The organism is Sutcliffiella rhizosphaerae, from assembly GCF_917563925.1.
GTDB lineage: Bacteria > Bacillota > Bacilli > Bacillales > Bacillaceae_I > Sutcliffiella_A > Sutcliffiella_A rhizosphaerae.
This window is the reverse complement of the sequence record NZ_CAKJTJ010000002.1, coordinates 12887-37366: the sequence shown is the minus strand read 5'-3', so window position 1 is coordinate 37366 and position 24480 is coordinate 12887. Positions and strand designations below refer to the sequence as shown.

The 24480-nt window shown below is 36.8% G+C and carries 22 protein-coding genes; 21 read left to right on the top strand and 1 reads right to left on the bottom strand.

The window, feature by feature from the left end; genetic code table 11:
* Window positions 1-12 precede the first annotated feature (12 nt).
* The 7 genes from LRP81_RS02175 (at window position 13) to dapA (ending at window position 6898) form a co-directional block, all read left to right on the top strand.
* Window positions 13-1248, top strand: coding sequence for a M16 family metallopeptidase (locus LRP81_RS02175; RefSeq protein WP_230499606.1), 1236 nt, complete (start codon window positions 13-15; stop codon window positions 1246-1248).
* Between the two features lie 79 nt (window positions 1249-1327).
* Window positions 1328-1573, top strand: a complete 246-nt coding sequence (locus LRP81_RS02170; protein ID WP_230499605.1) for a YlmC/YmxH family sporulation protein — start codon at window positions 1328-1330, stop codon at window positions 1571-1573.
* 392 nt (window positions 1574-1965) lie between these two features.
* Complete coding sequence (dpaA, locus tag LRP81_RS02165; protein ID WP_230499604.1) at window positions 1966-2874, top strand: dipicolinic acid synthetase subunit A; 909 nt, start codon at window positions 1966-1968, stop codon at window positions 2872-2874.
* Window positions 2865-3467, top strand: coding sequence for a dipicolinate synthase subunit B (locus tag LRP81_RS02160; RefSeq protein ID WP_230499603.1), 603 nt, complete (start codon window positions 2865-2867; stop codon window positions 3465-3467). Before dpaA ends, LRP81_RS02160 begins: the two co-directional genes overlap by 10 nt.
* A gap of 100 nt (window positions 3468-3567) precedes the next feature.
* Window positions 3568-4605 carry an aspartate-semialdehyde dehydrogenase gene (gene asd, locus LRP81_RS02155; protein WP_230499602.1) on the top strand — a complete coding sequence of 346 codons (1038 nt, stop codon included), beginning with the start codon at window positions 3568-3570 and terminating at the stop codon, window positions 4603-4605.
* A gap of 144 nt (window positions 4606-4749) precedes the next feature.
* Window positions 4750-6021, top strand: a complete 1272-nt coding sequence (gene dapG / locus LRP81_RS02150; protein WP_230499601.1) for an aspartate kinase — start codon at window positions 4750-4752, stop codon at window positions 6019-6021.
* Window positions 6014-6898 carry a 4-hydroxy-tetrahydrodipicolinate synthase gene (gene dapA, locus LRP81_RS02145; RefSeq protein WP_230499600.1) on the top strand — a complete coding sequence of 295 codons (885 nt, stop codon included), beginning with the start codon at window positions 6014-6016 and terminating at the stop codon, window positions 6896-6898. The genes dapG and dapA overlap by 8 nt, the downstream gene beginning before the upstream one ends.
* Window positions 6899-7138: 240 nt before the next feature.
* Here dapA and LRP81_RS23435 read toward each other — a convergent pair whose 3' ends face one another.
* Window positions 7139-7471 carry a class I SAM-dependent methyltransferase gene (locus LRP81_RS23435; protein ID WP_399206866.1) on the bottom strand — a complete coding sequence of 111 codons (333 nt, stop codon included), beginning with the start codon at window positions 7469-7471 and terminating at the stop codon, window positions 7139-7141.
* Between the two features lie 501 nt (window positions 7472-7972).
* On the opposite strand from LRP81_RS23435, the gene LRP81_RS02140 reads away from it, so the two are divergent.
* The 14 genes from LRP81_RS02140 to recA all read left to right on the top strand — a co-directional run bounded on the left by LRP81_RS02140 (window position 7973) and on the right by recA (window position 24108).
* Window positions 7973-9637, top strand: a complete 1665-nt coding sequence (locus LRP81_RS02140) for a ribonuclease J (RefSeq protein WP_230499599.1) — start codon at window positions 7973-7975, stop codon at window positions 9635-9637.
* 304 nt (window positions 9638-9941) lie between these two features.
* Window positions 9942-10697, top strand: coding sequence for a ClpP family protease (locus tag LRP81_RS02135; protein ID WP_230499598.1), 756 nt, complete (start codon window positions 9942-9944; stop codon window positions 10695-10697).
* Window positions 10694-10906, top strand: coding sequence for a YlzJ-like family protein (locus LRP81_RS02130; protein ID WP_230499597.1), 213 nt, complete (start codon window positions 10694-10696; stop codon window positions 10904-10906). Before LRP81_RS02135 ends, LRP81_RS02130 begins: the two co-directional genes overlap by 4 nt.
* 273 nt (window positions 10907-11179) lie before the next feature.
* Window positions 11180-13525, top strand: coding sequence for an FtsK/SpoIIIE family DNA translocase (locus tag LRP81_RS02125; RefSeq protein WP_230499596.1), 2346 nt, complete (start codon window positions 11180-11182; stop codon window positions 13523-13525).
* Window positions 13526-13810: 285 nt separating this feature from the next.
* Window positions 13811-14536 (top strand): GntR family transcriptional regulator, encoded by a 726-nt coding sequence (locus LRP81_RS02120; protein WP_230499595.1) that lies wholly within the window; start codon window positions 13811-13813, stop codon window positions 14534-14536.
* A 296-nt stretch (window positions 14537-14832) separates the two neighbouring features.
* On the top strand, window positions 14833-16116 hold the full coding sequence (gene yfmF, locus LRP81_RS02115; RefSeq protein WP_230499594.1) for an EF-P 5-aminopentanol modification-associated protein YfmF: 1284 nt from the start codon (window positions 14833-14835) through the stop codon (window positions 16114-16116).
* The gene (gene yfmH, locus LRP81_RS02110) at window positions 16116-17399 is read left to right on the top strand and encodes an EF-P 5-aminopentanol modification-associated protein YfmH (protein ID WP_230499593.1); all 1284 of its coding nucleotides are present in this window, start codon (window positions 16116-16118) and stop codon (window positions 17397-17399) included. Before yfmF ends, yfmH begins: the two co-directional genes overlap by 1 nt.
* Before the next feature lie 64 nt (window positions 17400-17463).
* Entirely contained in the window at window positions 17464-18180 is a 717-nt protein-coding gene (ymfI, locus tag LRP81_RS02105) for an elongation factor P 5-aminopentanone reductase (RefSeq protein WP_230499592.1), read from the top strand.
* Between the two features lie 67 nt (window positions 18181-18247).
* On the top strand, window positions 18248-18505 hold the full coding sequence (locus tag LRP81_RS02100) for a DUF3243 domain-containing protein (protein WP_230499591.1): 258 nt from the start codon (window positions 18248-18250) through the stop codon (window positions 18503-18505).
* A 164-nt stretch (window positions 18506-18669) separates the two neighbouring features.
* Window positions 18670-19461 carry a DUF3388 domain-containing protein gene (locus LRP81_RS02095; protein WP_230499590.1) on the top strand — a complete coding sequence of 264 codons (792 nt, stop codon included), beginning with the start codon at window positions 18670-18672 and terminating at the stop codon, window positions 19459-19461.
* A gap of 20 nt (window positions 19462-19481) precedes the next feature.
* On the top strand, window positions 19482-20357 hold the full coding sequence (locus LRP81_RS02090) for a helix-turn-helix domain-containing protein (RefSeq protein ID WP_230499589.1): 876 nt from the start codon (window positions 19482-19484) through the stop codon (window positions 20355-20357).
* Window positions 20358-20626: 269 nt separating this feature from the next.
* The gene (gene pgsA / locus LRP81_RS02085) at window positions 20627-21208 is read left to right on the top strand and encodes a CDP-diacylglycerol--glycerol-3-phosphate 3-phosphatidyltransferase (protein WP_230499877.1); all 582 of its coding nucleotides are present in this window, start codon (window positions 20627-20629) and stop codon (window positions 21206-21208) included.
* 91 nt (window positions 21209-21299) lie between these two features.
* On the top strand, window positions 21300-22547 hold the full coding sequence (locus tag LRP81_RS02080; RefSeq protein WP_230499588.1) for a competence/damage-inducible protein A: 1248 nt from the start codon (window positions 21300-21302) through the stop codon (window positions 22545-22547).
* Between the two features lie 517 nt (window positions 22548-23064).
* Window positions 23065-24108 carry a recombinase RecA gene (recA, locus tag LRP81_RS02075; RefSeq protein WP_230499587.1) on the top strand — a complete coding sequence of 348 codons (1044 nt, stop codon included), beginning with the start codon at window positions 23065-23067 and terminating at the stop codon, window positions 24106-24108.
* The last annotated feature ends 372 nt before the right edge of the window (window positions 24109-24480 follow it).

Genomic DNA, 24480 nt, shown 5'->3' with positions numbered 1-24480 from the left:
GGAGGATTATCATTGCTGACAAAACATACATGTTCAAACGGAGTTAGGATTGTATTAGAGAATATTCCCCATGTTCGCTCAGTGGCAATTGGGGTGTGGATTGGCACAGGCTCAAGAAATGAAGACCATAAAAATAATGGGGTATCCCATTTTCTTGAACATATGTTTTTTAAAGGGACTAAAACAAAGAATGCTCGAGAGATAGCGGAAGCTTTTGATTCCATCGGTGGTCAGGTTAATGCTTTTACTTCTAAAGAATATACGTGCTATTATGCAAAAGTAATGGATGAACATTCTTCATATGCCCTTGGAGTATTGGCTGATATGTTTTTTCATTCGGTGTTTGATGAAGAAGAACTTAAGAAAGAAAAAAATGTCGTGTATGAAGAAATAAAAATGTATGAAGATGCACCAGATGACATTGTTCATGATGTATTAGCCAGGGCTTCTTTTGGAAATCATCCACTTGGGTATCCGATACTTGGGACAGAAGACAGCCTTTCTGATTTTAATGGAGATACACTAAGAGATTATATGAAAGAAACATATACACCTGATAACGTAGTCATTTCAGTTGCAGGAAATATCGACGATTCTTTTGTAAAAGAGATTGAAAAGCTATTTGGTAACTATGAAACTGGACATACGAAAAAGGAATATGTGAAGCCTGTATTTGAAACGGGTCGTATTGCCAAGAAAAAGACGACAGAACAGGCTCATCTTTGCATAGGTTATAATGGTTTACCAATAGGAGACAAGGACATTTACAATTTAATCGTACTTAATAATGTTTTAGGTGGAAGTATGAGTAGTAGGCTATTCCAAGATGTAAGGGAAGAAAGAGGACTTGCCTATTCTGTTTACTCCTACCATTCCACTTTCCAGGATAATGGTATGCTTACTATTTATGGTGGAACAGGCAGCAATCAATTAGATCTACTATTTGAGACAATCCAGCAAACATTAGAAACATTAACAAGAGATGGAATTTCTCATAAAGAACTCGTAAATAGTAAGGAACAAATAAAAGGCAGCCTAATGCTCAGTCTGGAAAGTACTAATAGCAGGATGAGCCGAAACGGAAAAAATGAACTCCTTTTAGGTAGACATCGCAGTTTAGATGATATCTTAGAAAGAATTAATAGCATTACTGAGGAGTCAGTTAATAGTCTGGCTGAAAGTATATTTACAGACGATTATTCTGTAGCACTCATTAGTCCAAGTGGCGAAATGCCAAAATCAATATAAACATTGTACCTGTCATGTTGGATTGGCAGGTATTTTTTATGTATCCCTCCTAATATATATAGGTAGGGGGTGAATAAGCATGAGACTAAGTGAGATGAGCGGTAAGGAAATAGTTGATGTAAAAAGAGCTGAAAGGCTAGGTGTACTGGGTCATACGGATTTGGAAATAAACGAAAATACCGGGGAGATCCGATCGTTGATTATTCCCTCGTTGAAATGGTTCGGTTTCAAAAAAGAAGGAAATGAGATTCGTGTGCCTTGGAATCATATTAAGAAGATCGGAACAGATATGATTATTATAGATATACCTGATGATGATGAATGAACCATCATCCTATAATTTCCATAACAATTCAAACTGTAGATATTCTCGAGATACTTCGAGGTTGTCTACAGTTTTTTTTTGTACCTAGTAGATTACAAAGACCGTTGATTTCCGTTTCAGGGACTATTCTTCCTACTGGTTGACCTTGTCCCTTTATGAAGAAGGTTCATTATCCAAACATGAAGTGTAACCTAAGGTGAAACCAATGTTTCTAACCAGTTCGCCTTATCTTGTCAGTAGTAAAACGAGGTGCTTCTCCTTTTCTACATGACTGTTTGCTTTCTCTACAGATTTAATCACAGATTAAATTCCGAATACATAAGATGTGTAAGTAAGAAAAACTTGAGACAGAAATAAAAATCATTCATGAAGTAGAAGAAGGTGACCTATATATGCTGACCGGTATGCACATAGCTGTCATTGGCGGTGATGCAAGGCAGCTGGAAGTTATACGTAAGCTGATTGAGCTGGATGCAAAGCTCTCTCTAATAGGATTTGACCAGCTGGATCACGGGTTCACAGGTGCATCAAAAGAACAGTTAGATGAAGTAGATTTTTCAACAGTTAGTGCCATAATCCTGCCTGTTCCTGGAACGAATCTAGAGGGGCAAGTAGACAGTATATTTTCAAATGAAAAAATCATTCTCTCAAAGGAAATTCTAGGGAGCACTCCTGAACACTGCACCATTTATTCAGGGATTACTAATGCATATTTAGATCAATTAGTGGGGAATACAAACCGAAAACTAGTGCAGTTGTTCGAAAGGGACGACGTTGCAATTTATAATGCCATTCCAACAGTTGAAGGCACTATTATGATGGTTATTCAGCATACGGATATTACCATTCACAATTCCAAGGTTGCTGTGCTTGGACTTGGAAGAGTAGGCATGAGCGTTGCGCGGACATTTTCTGCATTAGGAGCGAATGTTAGAGTGGGTGCTAGAAAATCGGAGCATTTAGCACGAATATTTGAAATGGGGCTAACGCCCTTTCATTTAGAAAATCTTGCTGAGAATGTGACAGAAGTGGATGTTTGTATCAACACTATTCCTTATCAAATAGTCACATCAGATGTAATTTCCAAAATGCCTGCTCACACGCTGATTATTGATTTGGCTTCCAAACCTGGTGGGACAGATTTTCGGTACGCAGAAAAACGTGGCATCAAAGCATTATTGGCACCAGGTCTACCAGGCATAGTCGCACCCAAAACGGCTGGTCAAATTGTGGCTAACGTACTTTCGCAATTACTTAGTGAAGATTTGTCAGGAAAAGAGGGGAATGAATCATGCAATTAAAAGGTAAAAGGCTAGGCTTTGGTTTAACAGGTTCTCATTGTACTTACGATGCAGTAGTACCAGAACTTCAGAAGCTTGTAGATGCTGGCGCAGAAGTTCTACCCGTGGTCACTTCAACCGTTCAACATACAACCACTAGATTTGGGCAGGGAGAGGACTGGATAAAAAAAATTGAAGAGATTACAGGTAATAAAGTAATTGATTCTATTGTAAAAGCAGAACCTCTTGGTCCCAAAATCCCCTTAGATTGCATGATAATAGCTCCTCTTACGGGTAATTCCATGAGTAAACTTGCGAATGCACTGACTGATTCACCTGTATTGATGGCTGCTAAAGCGACTTTGAGAAATCACCACCCTGTAGTTTTAGGAATATCGACAAATGACGCATTGGGTTTAAATGGGATAAATCTAATGAGATTGATGGCTACTAAAAATATCTATTTTATACCTTATGGACAGGATGCACCTGAGAAGAAACCAAACTCAATGGTTGCAAGAATGAATATGCTTGTGCCGACTGTCCTTCATGCTTTGGAGCATAAGCAAGTTCAACCAGTGATTGTAGAAAGGTATAAAGATGATCAACAATAAATTTATGTTAGAAGAGAAGAAAGTATGATTTTCTTCTCTTCTTTATTTCAGTAGTATGATAAAATGAAAAAATATATGTAAAAAAGAGGTGCATTTATAAATGGGTTATCATGTAGCAGTAGTTGGAGCAACAGGAGCAGTAGGACAACAAATTCTAAATACGTTAGAGCAAAGACAATTTCCTGTAAGTAAATTGACCTTATTGTCTTCAGAACGATCAGCAGGCAAAAAAGTGATGTTTAAAGGGCAGGAAGTTACGATAGAAGCCGCAACTCCAAATAAATTTGAAGGAGTGCAAATCGCTTTATTCAGTGCTGGTGGAAGTGTCTCAAAAGAGCTAGCACCAGAAGCGGCAAAGAGAGGCGCAGTTGTAGTTGATAATACAAGCTTTTTTAGAATGGATCCAAACGTTCCACTTGTTGTGCCAGAAGTGAACGAAGAAGATATCAGAAACCACAATGGCATCATTGCGAATCCGAATTGTTCCACCATTCAAATGGTTGTCGCTTTAGAGCCTATTCGGAAATCTTTTGGACTTAAAAAAGTTATTGTAAGTACTTATCAAGCTGTTTCAGGAGCAGGGGCAGCGGCAATTGAAGAGCTGAAATCCCAATCGCAATCTATTTTAAACAATGAAGACTTTACACCTTCCATCCTGCCTGTTAAAGGGGATGATAAGCATTATCAAATTGCATTTAATGCCATCCCGCAAATTGACAAGTTTGAAGAGAATGGATTTACATTTGAAGAACTAAAAATGATAAATGAGACAAAAAAAATAATGCATGATCAACAACTTCAAGTTGCTGCTACATGTGTTCGTCTTCCAGTTGTAACAGGACATTCTGAGTCGGTATATATTGAAGTAGAAGACGAAAATGTGACTGTTCAAGATATGAAGATGTTACTAGAAAAAGCTCCAGGAGTTGTTCTACAAGATGATCCGAATGAACAGCTTTATCCAATGCCTGCAAACTGTGTCGGTTCCAATGATGTGTATGTTGGCCGCATAAGAAAAGACCTTGATAATGCTAAAGGCTTCCATCTATGGATTGTTTCTGACAATCTTCTAAAGGGAGCTGCTTGGAATTCAGTACAAATTGCAGAAAGCTTGGTACGTCTTGGAGTAGTAAAGTAATGGAAAAGGGTCTAATATAGACCCTTTTTTCAAGAACACACAGCCTTGAACAATACTCACTTGTTCCTAAGGAACAGGTACTATTTTGTGCACATATTTCGTATGTATTATGGATGTTTCTAAACCACGATGAGGTGTCAAAATATGAAAATTGTTGTTCAAAAGTTCGGTGGAACGTCAGTAAAAGATGAAAAAAGTAGAAATGCAGCAGTAAAACATATTCAAAGGGCTGTTCAAGAAGGCTTCAGAGTGGTGGTCGTTGTTTCTGCTATGGGACGTAAAGGGGATCCATATGCCACTGATACTCTGCTGAATATAATTGATCAGGAAAAGAAGCTCGTATCTAAACGGGAGATTGATATGCTTTTATCCTGTGGGGAGATTATCTCTTCCATAGTGTTTAGTAATCTTTTATTAAATCATGGTATAACAGCAACTGCGCTCAACGGTCCACAGGCAGGTTTTCGTACGAACAATGATCACACAAATGCCCGTATCATTGAAATGAAATGCGAAAAGTTATTGGAAATGTTAAAATATCATCAAGTAGTAGTAGTTGCTGGATTTCAAGGTGAATCAAGGAACGGGAATATCAGTACAATTGGCAGGGGGGGAAGCGATACCTCTGCAGCTGCACTTGGTGCAGCACTTCAATCAGAATGGATAGATATATTTACAGATGTGGAAGGTGTAATGACTGCTGATCCCCGAATAGTTGAAGATGCGTTCCCTCTACCAGTTGTCACTTACAATGAGATTTGTAACATGGCATACCAAGGAGCGAAAGTTATCCACCCTAGGGCAGTAGAAATAGCAATGCAGGCGAAAATCCCGATCCGGATCCGTTCCACCTATTCCAATTCACCAGGAACATTAGTCACCTCTCTTGATAAAACAGGAAAAGGTACTGACGTGAAGGAACGAATAATCACTGGAATTGCCCATGTACCAAATGTCACACAAATAAAAGTGTACGCAAAAGAAGGAGATTACGGTATCCAAACCGAAGTTTTCAGATCGATGGCTAATGAACAGATAAGTGTGGATTTTTTTAATATATCTCCAACTAGTGTCGTATACACAGTATCAGATGATATGAGTGAGAAGGCTGTGAGCGTATTACAAAAATTAGGATATGAACCTAAAGTGAATAGACACTGTGCAAAAGTTGCGACAGTAGGTGCTGGTATGTCCGGAGTTCCAGGGGTTACTTCTAGAATAGTAACAGCTTTATCTGAACTTGGAATTCAAATTTTGCAATCTGCAGATAGCCATACAACCATCTGGGTCTTAGTGAAGCAAGAGGATATGATTAAGGCTGTTAACGCTTTGCATAAAGCATTCAACCTTGCGAGAAAGAAAGTAACGGTACTGCAACCTGTAGTAGATGAAGGAGAGAAGAAAGTACATGATTAATTTTGGTAAAGTATCAACTGCAATGGTAACCCCTTTTGACAATAAGGGTAATATCGACTTCAATAAAACAACTCAGCTCATTAATTACCTCATTACAAATGGAACCGATTCACTTGTAATCGCTGGAACAACTGGTGAATCCCCCACCCTTTCAACAGAAGAAAAACTAGCTTTATTTGAACATACAGTAAAAGTTGTGGACGGCAGAATTCCTGTTATTGCAGGTACAGGTAGTAATAATACACGTGCTTCTATAGATTTAACTAAAAAAGCTGAAGCGTTAGGCGTGGATGCAATTATGCTCGTTGCTCCATATTATAATAAACCAAATCAAGAGGGATTGTATCAACATTTTAAAGCTATTGCTTCTGAGACGAATCTTCCAGTGATGCTTTACAATATTCCTGGTCGTTCAGTAATTAATATGGAAGTTGACACAATCGTAAGACTGTCAGAAATTAAGAATATAATTGCTGTCAAAGAGGCAAGTGGAAATCTTGATGCTATGACAGAAATTATTGCAAAAACCTCTGATGATTTCGTTCTTTACAGTGGAGATGACGGTTTAACTATTCCTGTACTTGCTATAGGTGGGAAAGGTGTTGTTTCTGTTGCATCTCATATTATTGGAGATAGCATGCAAGAGATGATTCAAGCATTTGAAACAGGAGAACATGCTCAAGCAGCTAAATTACATCAATCCTTGCTCCCGGTTATGAAAGGATTATTTAGCTCGCCATCCCCAACACCAGTTAAGACAGCATTACAATTAAAGGGACTTGATGTAGGTGGTGTACGACTTCCTTTAGTTCCTCTTACTGAAGAAGAAAGAGTTACTCTGACAAATATTTTGAACTATGATTCTGTCAAGAGATAATTTAGAAAACGAGTTAAAATAAAAGGATCCTTGTGGTCCTTTTGTTTGTTTTAAAAAAAGTACTTCCTAGTCAGGGGTTTGTCGTAGTTCTAATTGTAAGGAGGAACACTCAGCCTTTACTTAAAATGCATAATCTTAAAAAGGTTTATAGCCAACAATAGCAATTGTATGGAATTGTCTAGACAATGGCCCACCTATCCTTGCCACTTTAGAAAAGCCTACTTTCGTCAACCATCTTTTTTATATCTTCCAAACAACGTTATTTTTCCCTTCGCATAAGGTAATTACAAAAAATCCCCCATGTTTCATCACCCTGTAAGTTTCTGATAAAGTAACAAATATACTCTCCCAAAAATAAATGGTATGTATACTAAAGACTCTGTCAAACTGTTTATTCTCGAACGGCAATTTATTTACATTTGCTTGAACTAATTTTGCTTTTTTAGTTTTGATTGCGTTTTTATTTCTAATTGCAGCGGAACGTATGAAGGTTGAAAAAAGAACCAAACCAACAACGTTTTCTACTTTATAGTTTTCATTGCAGATCCAGCACCACAACCTAAGTCTCACCATGCACAAGTTCTAGTAAATCTATAGTCCAAAAAGTTTCACTCTTATGTCGCCGCACCATTTTTTCACCAATGTATGTCCAAAAATAGACCTTGTGGGATTCCATATTGTCTTTCGATTAAATTCTTAAAAAGGATTAATCAAACATATCACTCCTCTTTATATATTTTTCTTTGGAATTCCCCCTGTTATAAACGACCATTATAGAACAAATGTTCTGACGGTACGAAAGGTAAAAGATGCAACAAAGTATTCGGAAATGGTCTTAAGTTAGTGCAATATCACTTGTTAGTAACTTCCTCTGCCTAGATAGGAAAAAGATACTGAAAATCACGATATACAATAATCCTTGTATTCCAATTCTTGCATACGTTATAATATTTTCAAATGACATGGAGCGGATATTCATTAAGTATAATCAGGTTGATTGTATGATAAATCTCTATATGCATACATGCATGTTCGTCATAATTTGGATGGGAACTAATTCTAGGAGGTAAAAAAGTGAATACACCACAGACAGAGAAGCTTAAGGTATTTGCCCTTGGGGGGATAGGGGAAAACGGAAAAAATATGTATGTCCTTGAGACAGATGATTCAATCTATATTATGGATACTGGCGTGATGATACCGGAAGACGGAATGTTTGGGATTGATAAGGTCATTCCGGATATAACTTATCTTGAAGAAAATAAACAAAAAATCGAAGGTATCTTCTTAACACATGGACATGAAGAGCATATGGGAGCATTGGCATATATTTTAAGGAAGATACCAACACCAGTTTATGCAACAAAACTTACCATTGCCTTTGCTAAAGAGCTTATTAAGGGAATCGGAACACCTAAAAAGGTTAATTTTCAAGAAATAAATGAAAATTCAGTTTTGGAAATGCGGAATGCGGTAGTCACGTTCTTCCGAACAAATCATAGTATTCCAGACTCTGTTGGAATTTGCTTTCACACCTCACAGGGAGCGATTGTCCATACAGGTGATTTTAAATTCGATCAATCTCATTTGTCGCAAAATTCCGATTTAGGGAAAATTGCTGAAATTGGCAATAAAGGTGTGTTATGTGTATTAAACGATAGCACGAATGCAGAAAAGCCAGGCTATACACTTTCCGAAACTGTAGTGAAACAAGAAATCACAGACGTAATTTATAATGCAAAGGGAAGGGTATTTGCTGCATGTTTATCTACCAACGTCGGACGTATTCAACAAATTATCCAAGCAACAATAGATAATAATAGAAAACTAGTAGTCGTCTCCCCTCCAACAGACCGCAACTTTGATATTGCAATAGAGTTAGGATATTTAAGCATGCCAGAGGGCTTACTTGTTCCAGTCCACGACATTGGAAAACAAAATGATAATCAATTAGTTATTTTAACAATTGGGACACATTCGCAATTAATGTCATCAATGATGAAAATGGCAAATGGTGCACATAAATATGTACATATTAAAGAGCGAGATATTGTAATAATTGCTGCATCTCCAACTCCTGGTACTGAAATAACAGTGGCTAAAGTAATAGACAAGCTGTATCGTTCCGGTGCAGTAGTCATTTACGGTCAGAAAAAAATTCATTCCTCCGGACATGGATGTCAAGAAGAATTGAAATTAATGTTGAATTTGTTAAAACCGCGTTATGTCATTCCGATACAAGGCGAATTCAAGATGCAGCGTGCTCTTTCAAAGGTTGCAGAAAGTGTGGGCATTCAGAAGGAAAACATTTTTTTACCTAACAAAGGAGACGTCATCGAATTTACAGATGGTGAAGGTAAATATAGTGGAAAAGTTCCTGTAGGAAATGTGCTTATAGATGGACTTGGTGTAGGTGACATTGGAAATATTGTGCTTAGGGACAGAAGGTTATTGTCACAAGATGGGATACTTATTATTGTCGTTTCCATAAGTAAAGCTCAGAAAAAAGTTGTGGCAGGGCCTGAATTAATTTCAAGAGGATTTGTTTATGTAAGAGAATCGGAAGAATTGTTAGAAAAAGCAAACGATATTGTAGCGAAAATATTAGATAATGCGGTTAAAGAACAGGTATTAGAATGGTCGAGCCTTAAACTAAAGATTAGAGAGTCCCTCAACCAGCATTTATACGAAAAAACAAAACGTCGTCCAATGATCCTTCCAATTATTATGGAAGTTTAATATTCAAGAACAGAAAACCGCAGAGAGGTAGCTCACTGCGGTTTTCTGTATTGGTTTTGTTTGCAAATTTGGTTGTTTTTTTCCTATTACATTAAATATATCTCCTATAGTCCATGCAATAAGTTTAGAAAATGCAAGTTTTCATTATAAATATTGGTAATAGCATGTATATAATTTTTTTACATAGAAAAGAGCCTTGTTTTTAATTATTATTATGCTCCTATGCAATACGAATGAAATAATGTCAACCGTCCATACTAGAATAAGAATAGAATACTTATTAGGGATGGAAGGAGATCTTCATATGTCCGATTTTACATACGAATCATCTGATCAGCCTCAGCAAGAACCAAATAAACAAGATGCAGGCAAGGATTCCTTGGTAAATAAAATCCAACAACTTGGACAGACAAATGTCCCTCAAATGCCATCAGATTCAAAAATACATTGCCTTACTATTGTTGGGCAAATTGAAGGACATGTTCAATTACCGCCACAAAATAAAACAACGAAGTACGAACATGTCATTCCACAAATTGTGGCAATTGAACAAAATCCAAATATTGAAGGACTACTTGTAATATTAAATACAGTTGGTGGGGATGTGGAGGCAGGATTAGCCATTTCAGAAATGCTAGCATCCTTGTCAAAACCTACTGTCTCCCTTGTTCTTGGTGGAGGACATTCCATTGGAGTCCCTATTGCCGTATCTTGTGATTATTCTTTTATCGCGGAAACCGCAACGATGACAATCCATCCAGTCAGACTAACTGGTCTTGTAATTGGTGTCCCCCAGACGTTTGAATACTTAGATAAGATGCAAGATCGAGTCATAAATTTTGTGACAAAGAATTCAACCATTACTGAGGAAAAATTTAAAGAGCTGATGTTATCTAAAGGGAACTTAACAAGGGATATAGGTACGAATGTAGTTGGAGCGGATGCTGTGGAGTTTGGGTTGATTAATCAAGTTGGTGGTGTGGGGGAAGCAATCAAAAAATTGAACGAACTAGTGGAAGAAAGGGAAGATAAGAAAGCGGAAGGAAAGATGTTACAATGATACTATACACGACAATGCCTCAAGAACTAATATTTCCCCCAGAAGATGGGGTGTATGATAATGTAAAGATTATTGATTACAATGGGGTTTCACTTATCGTCCAACGAACCGAAATGAATACGTACCAAATTGTCCGTAATTTAAGTACAGATCCATCTCATTATTTAAATCAGGAATTCTCACCAGGACAGACGATTAATTTTATTTAAGATCCTTTCATGTTTACATGCTTGTGATATAATACAAGCAACAGAGGAAAAAGTAGCCAATAGTATCTCTGTTATAATGTGTAGACTATGAATAACAAAATACTGCTTTTTACAGACTGATTAAAAACGCTTGTCAGTCGATGCATATGTCCTTACGAAATAGCTTCCAAAAAAGGACGAGTAACGAAGAAAATCGAGCGTTTACTAATTGTCTGAAGCAGCCAACAATATGGCTGCTTTCGTCTTATTAATAAAGTAGATAGGTGAGTAAAAATGTCAAAACGCAAAAAAAGACAACGTAAATCTAAAAACAGGGACGAATGGAAACGGACAGTCACCTTTGAGGTAATGGGGTTACTGTTGTTGGCAATTACATGCATTGCCATTGCAAAACTGGGAATGGTAGGACATGCCTTTGTTTTAGTATTCCGATTTTTCAGTGGCGAGTGGTATATGCTTATGTTGTTAGGATTATTAATATTATCGTGTTACATAATTTGGAAACGAGACTTACCAACGTTTTTTTCCAGACAGTTAGTAGGAATATATGTAATTGTCATGTCAGTCTTATTAATCAATCATGAATCTCTTTTTAGAACATTATCAAGAGGAGGGGATTTTGCCAACCCTTCGGTGATCGGTAATACATGGAACTTTTTTTGGCAGGAAGTAAATGGAGAAATTAGTACACCTGAATTAGGTGGAGGAATGATTGGTGCTGTATTATTCGCGCTGTTCCATCTTTTGTTTGATGCAACAGGGGCACGCTGGATTGCGATGATCTTTATTGTCATAGGGATTATTCTTGTGACAGGCAAGTCATTAAATGATACAGTATTAAAAATTGCGATTGGGATATTTACCTTTATCAAAAACCAGTGGATAGCTTTCATCGATGACATGAAAGGCTGGAGGGAAGATAGCAATAAGAAAAAAGAAAAATTGGTTAAAGAGAAGAAAAAGAAAGAAGAGAATAAAACCCAAGAAGAAAAAGTTGTGGTAGTGGAAGAGAATGAAGCAGAAGAGGTAATATCTCCACCTATTATTTCCTCATTTAACGACAGGGAAGCAGTTATAGATCACAATGAGCGAATAATTGATCAAAGCAACGTTTCTAAAAATGAAGAGTCATCAAAAGAAGAAAATGGAGAGCTCATCACAAGTCCAATGGCTTTTACGGAAGTAGAAAATAAAGAATATGTATTGCCATCATTAGACTTGCTGAATAAGCCGATAGCAAACCATCAGACTACTGAGCATGAAAATATTTATCAAAATGCAAGAAAGCTTGAAAAAACCTTTGCAAGCTTTGGTGTTAAAGCAAAAGTTACTAAAGTTCATTTAGGGCCAGCTGTCACAAAATATGAAGTATATCCTGATGTTGGTGTAAAGGTAAGTAAAATTGTGAATTTAAGTGATGATTTAGCTCTTGCCCTTGCAGCGAAAGATATTCGTATCGAAGCACCAATACCTGGAAAGTCTGCGATAGGAATAGAAGTTCCAAATAATGAAGTAGCTATGGTTTCCTTACGTGAAGTTTTAGACACGAAACTTGCAGATAAACCAGACTCTAAGCTATTAATCGGACTTGGTCGTGATATATCAGGAGATTCAGTTGTTGCGGAATTAAACAAAATGCCTCACTTGCTTGTGGCAGGGGCAACTGGAAGCGGTAAAAGTGTTTGTATTAATGGTATTATTACAAGCATTCTCGTACGTGCCAAGCCTCATGAAGTAAAAATGATGATGATTGACCCAAAGATGGTTGAATTAAATATGTACAATGGTGTACCACATTTATTGGCACCAGTTGTGACAGATCCGAAAAAGGCTTCACAAGCATTAAAGAAGGTTGTAAATGAAATGGAAAGACGTTATGAGTTATTCTCTCATACTGGTACTAGAAATATTGAAGGGTATAATGATTATATAAAAAGACATAATCAAGACGAAGAGGCAAAGCAACCATCGTTACCATATATTGTGGTAATCGTCGATGAACTTGCTGATTTAATGATGGTGGCATCAAGCGATGTCGAGGATTGTATAACAAGACTTGCACAAATGGCTCGGGCAGCAGGCATCCATTTAATCATTGCTACACAGCGTCCATCAGTCGATGTCATTACAGGGGTCATTAAAGCAAATATTCCATCAAGAATTGCCTTTAGTGTGTCCTCTCAAACTGACTCAAGAACAATCCTTGATATGGGTGGTGCAGAGAAGTTATTAGGTAGAGGAGATATGTTGTTTCTGCCAGTTGGTGCTTCCAAACCCATTAGGGTACAAGGTGCCTTTTTATCGGATGAGGAAGTAGAGCGAATAGTTGATTTTGTCATTGAACAACAAAAAGCACAATATCAAGAAGAAATGATTCCACAAGATGTTAACGATGAAGTAGAAGAAGTCGATGATGAATTATATGACGATGCGGTCCAATTAATAATAGAAATGCAGACTGCATCCGTATCCATGCTTCAAAGACGGTTCAGAATTGGATATACAAGGGCAGCAAGGCTTATAGATGCTATGGAGATTAGGGGTGTAGTCGGTCCGTATGAAGGAAGCAAACCACGAAATGTCCTTGTTTCCAACCATAATGAAGATGTAGGCTCTTAATTTTAGTAGTGGGGGGTGTTAGATGGTCAAATTTTACTGACTTTCTAGCATCCTTTTTTGATGAAATATCGCTGTCGATCTTACACTTCTCGAGGTAGAATAAAAAAATACAATCAGGGTTGTTGGTGGTTGCCCCAAAGAGTCTCGCTTATTGGGAATAGGAAAAGGGTGAAAAAATCAAAATTATCATTTTTCTATTTATTTTAATGTCGAAAAGTGGTATATTATTTTGGATTAATAGGAAACGTGAGATATTTTTGTAAACGGTTAATTGGGGGATCAGTTATGTCCATACGGTCAGATAGTAGACACCTGTATTTACTTGTTGTCGATAAACTAAAACAGGATATTGAAAACAAGGTATATAAAGAAAAAGAAAAATTGCCTTCAGAATTTGAATTGTCTAGAAGTCTTGGGATAAGCAGAGCAACATTAAGGGAAGCTCTTAGAGTATTGGAGGAAGAAAACATCGTTGTTAGAAGACATGGTGTTGGAACTTTCGTCAATTCCAAACCAGTCTTCTCCTCGGGTATTGAGCAGTTAAATTCGGTTACAGAAATGATTTCACAAGCTGGGATGAAACCAGGGACAGTCTTTTTGACGTCCACCATCGAAACACCATCTGAAGAAGAACTTAAAAAGTTCGGAAACGATGAGATTAACGAAATGCTTCATTTTGAACGTGTCCGTACGGCAAACGACCAGCCTGTTGTGTATTGTATAGATAAAATACCAACTACAATCGTAGAAGACTACCACTCTTATAAAAATGAATCATTGTTAGATCTATTAGAAGAACAAGCGGGTCGCTATATCTCATATGCTGTTACACATATTGAGCCCATTGGATATCATGATAAAATTTCTCCAATATTAGAATGTGAGCCTGAAACTGCTCTTCTAGTGCTAAAGCAAATGCATTACGACCAAAATGATGAGCCGATCCTTTATTCATTAAATTATTTTAGAGCAGATAAGTTCAGCTTCCATGTATTAAGAAAACGTCCATAATGAAAAATTCCATCAAAAGCTTAGTTGCTTAAGATGGTTTTTTTGCGAGAAAAATTAAAATTAACTATAATATTGTTATGTAAACTATTAAGTGTGTATAACATTCCTATGATATCCCTTCCAACTTGAAAATCTTAACTATATAACGTTATATTGGAATCAGGACTATTTTTTGAGTAATAAAGAAAGAATAGTACTATCTTTCTTTATATAACCTAAGATTAAAGAAGATACAGGCAGGAAAATAATAATGATGTACGTCATCTTCCATTCATGGAAGCGAAGGAGGAGATTTCGTGAAACTAGTCGATGAAAGAACGTATGCTCTAAATGGGATAACCGTACATACAATCCCGACCGATAAATTTAAAACGAATACCCTTTTACTAAAAGTGAAGGCACCATTGACTAAAGAGGATATTACTTTAAGGGCACTGCTGCCGTATGTGTTACAAAATGGAACGGCATCATATCCTAAATCATCCGAGTTCAGAGCCTATCTTGATGAATTGTATGGTTCCAATCTTGCTGTAGACCTAAGTAAAAAAGGAGAAGATCATATCATCTCCTTTCGCCTAGAAATTGCAAATGAAAAGTTTTTAAAGGATTCTACTCCGCTACTAGAAAAAGGGATTCACTTGTTAAGTGAAGTACTTCTTAAGCCAGTAACAGAAGGTAATGGGTTTGTCGCGTCCACTGTGGAAAAAGAAAAGAGGGCATTAAAGCAGCGTATTCAATCTGTTTATGACGATAAAATGCGTTATGCAAGTCAGCGTTTAATAGAAGAAATGTGTGCATCCGAACCATATAGGTTACCTGCAAACGGAGAAAAGGAACAGGTCGACTCTATCACTGCCGAATCTTTATTTGAATATTATCAGGAAATGCTCAAGCGAAATGATATTCATCTTTATCTAGTTGGTGACATAGTGGAAGAGGAAGTTGATAAATATATTAAAAAATATTTTGTATTGCCGGAACAACTAAATAAAGTAAAGTCTTCTATTACTCAACCTCATAATAAGAACCAACAATCGAATGAAGTTATCGAGCGACAAGATGTAAAACAAGGAAAACTAAACATTGGCTATCGAACTAATGTTACTTTTAAAGATGATTTGTATTATGCACTACAAGTGTTTAATGGCATTTTCGGTGGATTTTCTCACTCCAAGCTATTTTTAAATGTTAGAGAAAAAGAGAGCCTTGCCTATTATGCTGCTTCAAGGGTAGAAAGTCATAAAGGATTACTCCTAGTTATGTCAGGAATTGATTTTTCCAATTACGAAAATGCCGTCAACATTATTAATGAACAGCTTGAAGCAATGAAACGAGGTCAATATAATGAAAACGAAATTGCCCAAACAAAAGCCGTTATTAAAAATCAAATACTAGAAACGATTGATACTGCAAGAGGATTAATAGAAATTCTATACAACAATGAAGTGTCGGAAGTGAATAAACCTGTAGATGCATTTCTAGAAGGTATCGAAAAGGTAACTAGTGAAGAAATCCAAGAAGTGGCGAAATTAGTGGAACTAGACACGACCTATTTTCTCGCTGGAAAGGAGGAGAAATAATGGAGAAAATTGAGTTTTCCCAGTTATCTGAAACTTTATATCATGAAACTTTGGAGAATGGTTTGAAAGTATATTTGCTACCAAAGGCTGGTTTCCATAAAACATACGCTACATTTACAACTAAATATGGGTCCATTGATAATAAATTTGTTCCAATTGGGGAAAAAGACTTTCTTGCTGTTCCTGACGGGATTGCCCATTTTTTAGAACATAAATTGTTTGAAAAGGAACATGGAGACGTTTTTCAAGACTTTAGTAAACAAGGTGCATCAGCCAATGCTTTTACTTCCTTTACCAGAACGGCATACTTATTTTCAAGTACATCTAAAGTAGAAAAAAATTTAGAAACATTATTGGACTTTGTTCAAGAACCTTATTTTACGGAAAAAACGGTAGAAAAGGAAAAGGGTATTATCGGCCAGGAAATTACAATGTACGAAGATAATGCCGATTGGAGAGCATATTTTGGGATAATAGAAAGTATGTTTCATCATCATCCTGTAAAAATTGATATTGCAGGTACGATAGATACCATCTCCAACGTGACGAAAGATCTCTTGTACACTTGCTATGAAACCTTCTATCATCCAAGCAATATGCTGTTATTTGTAGTTGGACCAATGGATACAGAGCATATGATGAATTTCATTAAAGAGAACCAAGGAAAGAAAAGCTTTAAGAAGCAAGAGGAAATTAAGCGGAAATTTGAAAATGAACCTTTAACTGTATATGAAAAAAAGAAAGAGCTGAAAATGAATGTCCATACATCGAAATGTATGGTGGGAATTAAGGAGACATATCCTACGAAGCAAGGAAAAGAATTACTGAAGCATGAATTGACTGTCAATATTATCCTTGATTTTCTTTTCGGCAAAAGTTCTGATATTTACCAAAAAATGTATGAAGCGAATCTGATTGACGAAACATTTGCCTATGATTATACAGGTGAAAATGGCTTCGGTTTTGCCATACTTGGTGGCGATTCATCAAAGCCAGATGAATTAGCGCAAAAGATTCAAGATACATTATTGGATTTTGACCCTACTTCTGTTAAAGAAGTGGAATTAGAGAGGATAAAAAAGAAGAAGATTGGATCATTTTTGCGTGCTTTAAATTCACCTGAATTTATCGCTAATCAATTTACCCGTTATGCTTTTAATGATATGGATCTCTTTGAAGTAACACCAATGCTTGAGAATATCACATTGGAAGACGTTAAAATTGCTGCAAAAGATTTTATAAAAAAAGACGCTTTTGCAGTTTGTCAAGTTGTGCCAAAATAAGTGAGAAACATCCGGTTCGATATGTTCGAGCCGGTTTCTTCATTGTTCGAGGAGTTGGAGAAAAATGGTAAAGAAAGCTTTGGTAGTAGGGGCAAGTGGAGACATTGGAACTGCAATTGCTAATGAACTTCTTAATCAAGGATACTTTACGTACTTACATTATAATAAAGATAAAAAATCAATAGATGGCTTGTTGGAAAAATACGGAATGGAGCAAATAACATCGATTCAAGCAGATTTGAGTTGCGATGAAGGGGTCAATATATTAAAACGGAGTATTTATACACAAATAGACACGATTATTTATAATGCCGGTTACACTTATTATGGGGTAATGACCGATATCGACGATAAAACTAAGCAGGATATGATTCAACTTAACATAACATCATTATATTCAACTGTTCAATCTTTTTTACCTGAAATGATTAGAAATCACAATGGTAATGTGATAGTCATTTCTTCCATTTGGGGTGAAGTTGGAGCGTCATGTGAAGTGCTCTATTCCATGACAAAAGGAGCACAGATTTCCTTTGTGAAAGCGTTGGCGAAAGAGGTAGCACTAAGCGGTATACGGGTGAATGCTATCACTCCAGGTGCAGTTGCTACAAAAATGTTGTATAACTTTAGCGAGGAAGAAAAAATGGATCTATGTAAGGAGATACCAATTGGTAGACTTGCAGACCCACATGAAGTGGCTGATGCAGTTGGATATTTGATATCAGGAAAATCGACCTACATAACAGGACAAGTTCTTGGCGTAAATGGTGGATGGAATTAACAAATGCATAATAATTTCGATCCTATGACATACTAACTCATGATCATATGTAGAAGGAGGAGTTAATATGTCGGTGCTTGAAAACTGGGAACAATGGAAAGGCTTTTTAGGCGATCGCCTAAACCATGCTGAGCATGAGGGAATGGACAACCATGCTATATCTCAGCTTGCATATGAGATTGGTGACTATCTTGCAAAAGAAGTAGAAGCCAAAAATCCACAAGAAAGAGTGTTAGCGGATTTATGGAGAGTGGCTAGTCCTGAGGAGCAACATGCTATCGCAAATATGATGGTTAAATTAGTACAAAATGAAGGATCACATTAAGAGAGGCCAATACCTCTCTTTTTTTTTATAATTAAACCTCTTCGTTTTCATGAAAAAACAGAGATTTTTTCACAAGGAATCTCTTTCTTATTACAACGTTATTGGATATTATAGAAGTAACATAATATATAGAACGAAACGTTTTGATGGCTAGGAGGGGTTTGATGGAAAAAAAAGAGTGGTATTTAGAATATGAAATACATATAAATCGACCAGGTCTGCTCGGTGACATTGCCTCGCTACTAGGTATGCTCTCCATTAATATTGTTACCATTAATGGAGTCGAGAATGCAAGGCGTGGAATGCTTTTGTTGAGTGATTCAAATGAGCAAATAGTTAGGCTTGAATCTATTTTAAATACAATGGATAATATAACTGTTACAAAGCTTAGAGAACCGAAGCTAAGGGATAGATTAGCAGTAAGACATGGAAGATATATACAAAGAGATGCTGATGACAAAAAAACATTCCGTTTTGTTAGGAACGAGCTAGGTCTATTAGTAGATTTCTTAGCTGAACTTTTTAAACAGGATGGGCATAAACTTATCGGTATTAGGGGAATGCCAAGAGTAGGGAAAACTGAATCCATCGTTGCATCAAGTGTTTGTGCAAACAAAAGGTGGTTGTTTGTATCAAGCACACTTCTTAAACAAACGATAAGAAGTCAATTAATTGAAGATGAGTATAATGTAGACAATCTTTTTATTATTGATGGCATTGTTTCTACTAAGCGTGCAAATGAAAAACATTGGCAGCTTATTCGAGAAATTATGCGTATATCTGCAGTTAAAGTAGTGGAACACCCTGATATATTTGTTCAAAATACAGAATATAAGCTTGATGATTTTGATTATATAATTGAACTGCGGAATAGTGAAGAGGAAGAGATTACGTATGATGTCGTTCAACCAAATAATCTTTTTGAAGATAACCCGTTCGGGGGCTTTGATTTTTAAAATGTTGGAAGGTGTAAGAAGTGACTGAATTAGGAAATAAATTAAAACAGACGAGAGAAGAGAAAGGTTTATCATTGGATGACCTACAGACAATAACTAAAATACAGAAACGATATTTAATAGGTGTAGAAGAAGGTAACTATGATATAATGCCAGGACAGTTCTATGCTCGTGCTTTTATTAGACAGTATTCAGAAGCTGTAGGGCTTGATCCAGATGTGATGTTCGAGGAATATGCGAATGATATCCCTGCAAATGAAAAGGAGGAAATCCCACCTTTATCTAGAGTGAAAACGAAAAAGCAAGTGCCTTCATCCAAAAACACGAAGGTATGGAACTTTATTCCAAAAGTATTATTGTTTCTTGCTTTAATTGCTGTTATTGCTATTATTTATGTAATCATTCAAAATGTTGGTTTAGGGAATTCACCGGGATCTCAGCCAGATAAAGAACCAGTATTAATAGATACTGGTGATACAGGTAATGAGGACCAGGATGATCAAGAAGGAGAATCTGGCCAACCCGATGACACAGAAGAAAACTCTGCTAATGAACCATTGTCTAGCGGTGTTTTATCTGAAGTTTCAACAAGCGGATCGAATGCAACACTAGAACTAAGTGAAACCGATAAATTTGAAGTGGAGCTAGCTTCAACGGGGCGTACATGGGTAGGTATTTCAAATGCAGCAGGAGAGACATTCCTTAGTGCTGAACTAGCAGAAGGTGACACTGAGTCATTTGATTTTACAGACGAAGAAGAAGTTGTCTTTAATGTTGGATGGGTCCCTGACACACAAATTACCATCAACGGGGAGCCCTTTGAATTCCCATTTCCGGTAGATCAAGTTACCACCCAGAGAATCACTATTAAATTTCTACCAAATGGAGAACAATAAAAGTCATCACGATGATGGCTTTTTTTGTACTAATTTAAGAACGTTTATATTTTTTATTTAGGGGCAATTCCAAGCACCTCGAGGTCATAAACCAATCTATCAAGAATGTGAAACCCATTTTCCCCACACCTCACTTCGTGCTTATCGGGGCTGGTTAAGGCGCTTGCGCTGTGGCTGACATTATGCAGTTTATTGGACTAGTCAATCATTAGACAAACTTTCATATTTTATGTATAGTGAAAAAGCAATATTTGAATGCTGGAGGAATGATTGTGAACTTACCTAATAAAATTACAGTTTCGAGAATATTATTGATTCCTATCTTTATGGTCCTATTGTTGGCTCCTTTAGATTTTGGAATTTTTGAACTTGGAGAAGTGCAAATCCCCATCACACACTTATTGGCAGCATTTATCTTTATAATTGCTTCTATTACTGATTGGGTCGATGGATATTATGCAAGAAAGTTGAACCTTGTTACAAATCTAGGGAAGTTTCTAGACCCGCTCGCAGATAAATTGCTTGTTTCCGCTGCCTTAATTGCATTAGTCCAACTAGATCTTGCCCCTGCTTGGATCGTTATTATCATTATCAGTAGAGAGTTCGCAGTAACTGGACTCCGTCTAGTGTTAGCTGGAGAAGGAGAAGTAGTGGCAGCAAACATGCTTGGGAAAATAAAAACATGGGCTCAAATTATCGCTGTATCTGCATTACTATTACATAACATACCATTTGCATGGATAGGATTTCCATTTGATATGCTTGCATTATGGGTAGCGATGTTTTTCACTATTGTATCTGGATGGGACTATTTTTATAAAAACAAAGATGCATTATTACATTCAAAGTAAAAATTTGTTTCTGCTATCATGCTAAAAGGTTACGGGTTACCATGTATGTGTCATTGTAATTACAGCCTTTTAATAAAAAGGGGAGAAGTAAATGACTTGGAAAAGTGAGATAATAGCAGTTGGCTCAGAATTATTACTAGGTCAGATTTGTAATACTAACGCTCAGTTTTTGTCAAAGCAACTAGCTGAAATCGGTATAGATGTCTATTTTCATACAGTAGTTGGAGACAATCCAATTAGACTTCAAGAAGCAATTACAAATGCGAAAAAACGATCAAACCTCCTTATTCTCACAGGAGGGCTTGGACCGACAAAAGATGATCTTACAAAAGAGACCATTGCTACTATGCTTGATAAAAATCTTATAATGGATAATGACGCACTCGCTAATATCGAGGCCTATTTTCAAAAAACCAATCGCATAATGAGTGAAAATAACAAAAAACAAGCTTTAGTTTTGGAAGGCTCTACAATATTAGCAAATGATTATGGAATGGCCCCAGGAATGGCCCTTACGGAAGCAGGGTTTACATATTTGTTATTACCAGGTCCTCCAAAGGAGCTTCAACCAATGTTTAATCATTATGGTCGTGAGTTTCTGCTGGATAAACTTGGTGTAAAAGAACAGATTGTTTCTAGAGTATTGCGCTTTTTTGGAATTGGAGAGTCGCAGCTTGAGACAGATATTTTGGATTTAATAGAAAGTCAAACCAACCCTACGATTGCCCCGCTTGCTGGCGATAATGAAGTAACGTTAAGACTAACTGCTAAACATCACTCAATTGATAAAGCTAATCACTTAATTAACGTGGTAGAAGAGCAGATATTGAATAGAGTCGGTGAGTTCTTTTATGGATATGAGGAGGACACAATCTTCTCAGTTGTATTTGAAAAAGTACAACAGTCCAAATACACACTGAGTAGTGCCGAGAGTCTTACTGGTGGGTTGTTTTCTGAAAGATTGACAAGTTTTCCAGGGGCATCTGAAGTAATCGAGGGGGCTGTTGTCTCCTATACGAATGATGTAAAGGAAAACGTACTTGGTGTTTCAAAACAGACACTTGATACAGATGGTGCTGTTAGTAGTAAATGTGCATTGGAAATGGCAGAAGGTGTGAAGCGACTATTAAAGACAGATATAGGGATTAGTTTCACAGGCGTGGCTGGTCCAGGTACAATGGATAATCAACCTGTAGGAACTGTTTATATAGGTATCGCATTACCAGATAGAGAAACAATTGTACATAAAATCCAACTTGTAGGTACAAGGGATGGAATTAAACAACGCTCAGCGAAATACGGTTGCCACTTTCTTTTGAAAGAATTGTTTAAAAAGTAGTTGAAGAGATAATTTTGTAGACAAAGGGGCTCAGAATGGTCACATTCCGATCCCCTTTTTAGATTCATTGGGGATATTTTATGAGGATTGATTGTTGCTTTATTTAAGCCATCGCTGTTCATCTCCTTGACAAGTTGCCACGTTGATAAAGATTGTTTCCTAAATGATCATTATCCCCTCACGTGAATAATTTATCTTTCACAAAAGGTAGGAAACTCAAGTGATGGAAGTGGAAGGCACGGAGGCTCCCAGAATGCCCGAAGAAAACGCGGTGTCTGGAACAGACTTTATAAATAGGACATAAAAAATAATAAAAAAGCTTTTTCTATTTCTTTTATATAGAGGAACAACATATTTCCTCTATACGAAAATATTCTTTTAAAGGAAATATGCCACACAAAAAAACCGAATGGATGTTCGTTTTTTTGTTGCCAAAGATAATGAAAAAAGGTATAGTAATAGTAGATAATAGATAAAAGATACAAATTAGTTTCATAGATAAGAAGGAGGAAATAGTGTGAGCGATCGTAAGGCTGCATTAGATATGGCGTTAAAACAAATAGAAAAACAATTTGGTAAGGGATCCATTATGAAGCTTGGAGAACAAGCAGAACGTAAAATCTCCACAGTGCCAAGTGGTTCCTTGGCATTAGACGTAGCATTGGGAGCTGGCGGATATCCACGTGGGAGAGTAGTGGAAATTTATGGACCTGAATCTTCCGGTAAGACAACGGTTGCTCTTCATGCGATTGCAGAAGTACAACAACAAGGTGGACAGGCTGCTTTTATCGACGCAGAGCATGCCCTTGATCCAGTTTATGCTCAAAAGCTAGGTGTTAATATTGATGAACTTTTACTTTCTCAGCCTGATACTGGTGAACAGGCTTTAGAAATTGCTGAGGCTCTTGTTAGAAGTGGCGCGGTTGATATTATCGTTATTGATTCTGTAGCCGCACTAGTACCAAAAGCAGAGATTGAAGGAGAGATGGGGGATTCCCACGTTGGCCTTCAAGCGCGATTAATGTCTCAAGCACTAAGAAAGCTTTCCGGTGCCATTAACAAGTCTAAAACTATTGCCATCTTTATCAACCAGATCCGTGAAAAAGTTGGAGTTATGTTTGGAAATCCTGAAACGACTCCTGGTGGGCGTGCGCTTAAATTTTATTCTTCTGTACGTCTTGAGGTTCGTCGTGCAGAGCAATTAAAGCAAGGCCATGATATTGTTGGGAATAAAACAAAAATTAAAGTTGTAAAAAATAAAATTGCTCCTCCATTTAAAGTTGCAGAGGTAGATATTATGTACGGAGAAGGGATATCAAAAGAAGGCGAAGTAATTGATATGGCGTCAGATTTGGATATCGTTCAAAAAAGTGGTTCCTGGTATTCTTATAATGAAGAAAGATTAGGACAAGGTAGAGAAAATGCTAAGCAATTCCTAAAAGAAAATAAAGATGTATTAAAAGATATTCACCAACAAGTTCGTGACCACCACGGTTTGGATAAAGAAGTAACAGCTCCACCTGAAGATGATTTGGACAACCAAGAAGAATTGGAATTTTAAGAACTTCTAAAGTGGAAAAAGACCGAATGCACAACATTTTTTTTGAGTTTTTTGTAAAATTCTCAAAAACAACAAAGCTTGCAAAACAGCCTTTTTTAAGACCCTGTATATCTTTACAGGGTCTTTTATGAGTCCTCGCCTTAATTGAATGACAATCATAAATAGGTTTACATTCCCATATTGGGCATATCCTTACTAGGACAGGCTTGACAATAATTTTTCACAGATTTACAATTAGTATGTATAATTTACACATTGTTAGAATTTTAGAGCTATAAAAAAGCAAAAGCCCTTGAGCTGTATATTGATACACACGGGTACAATGTACATGCCGACAATGAAATCTAGCAAGAAACAAGTTCATAGCAAGAG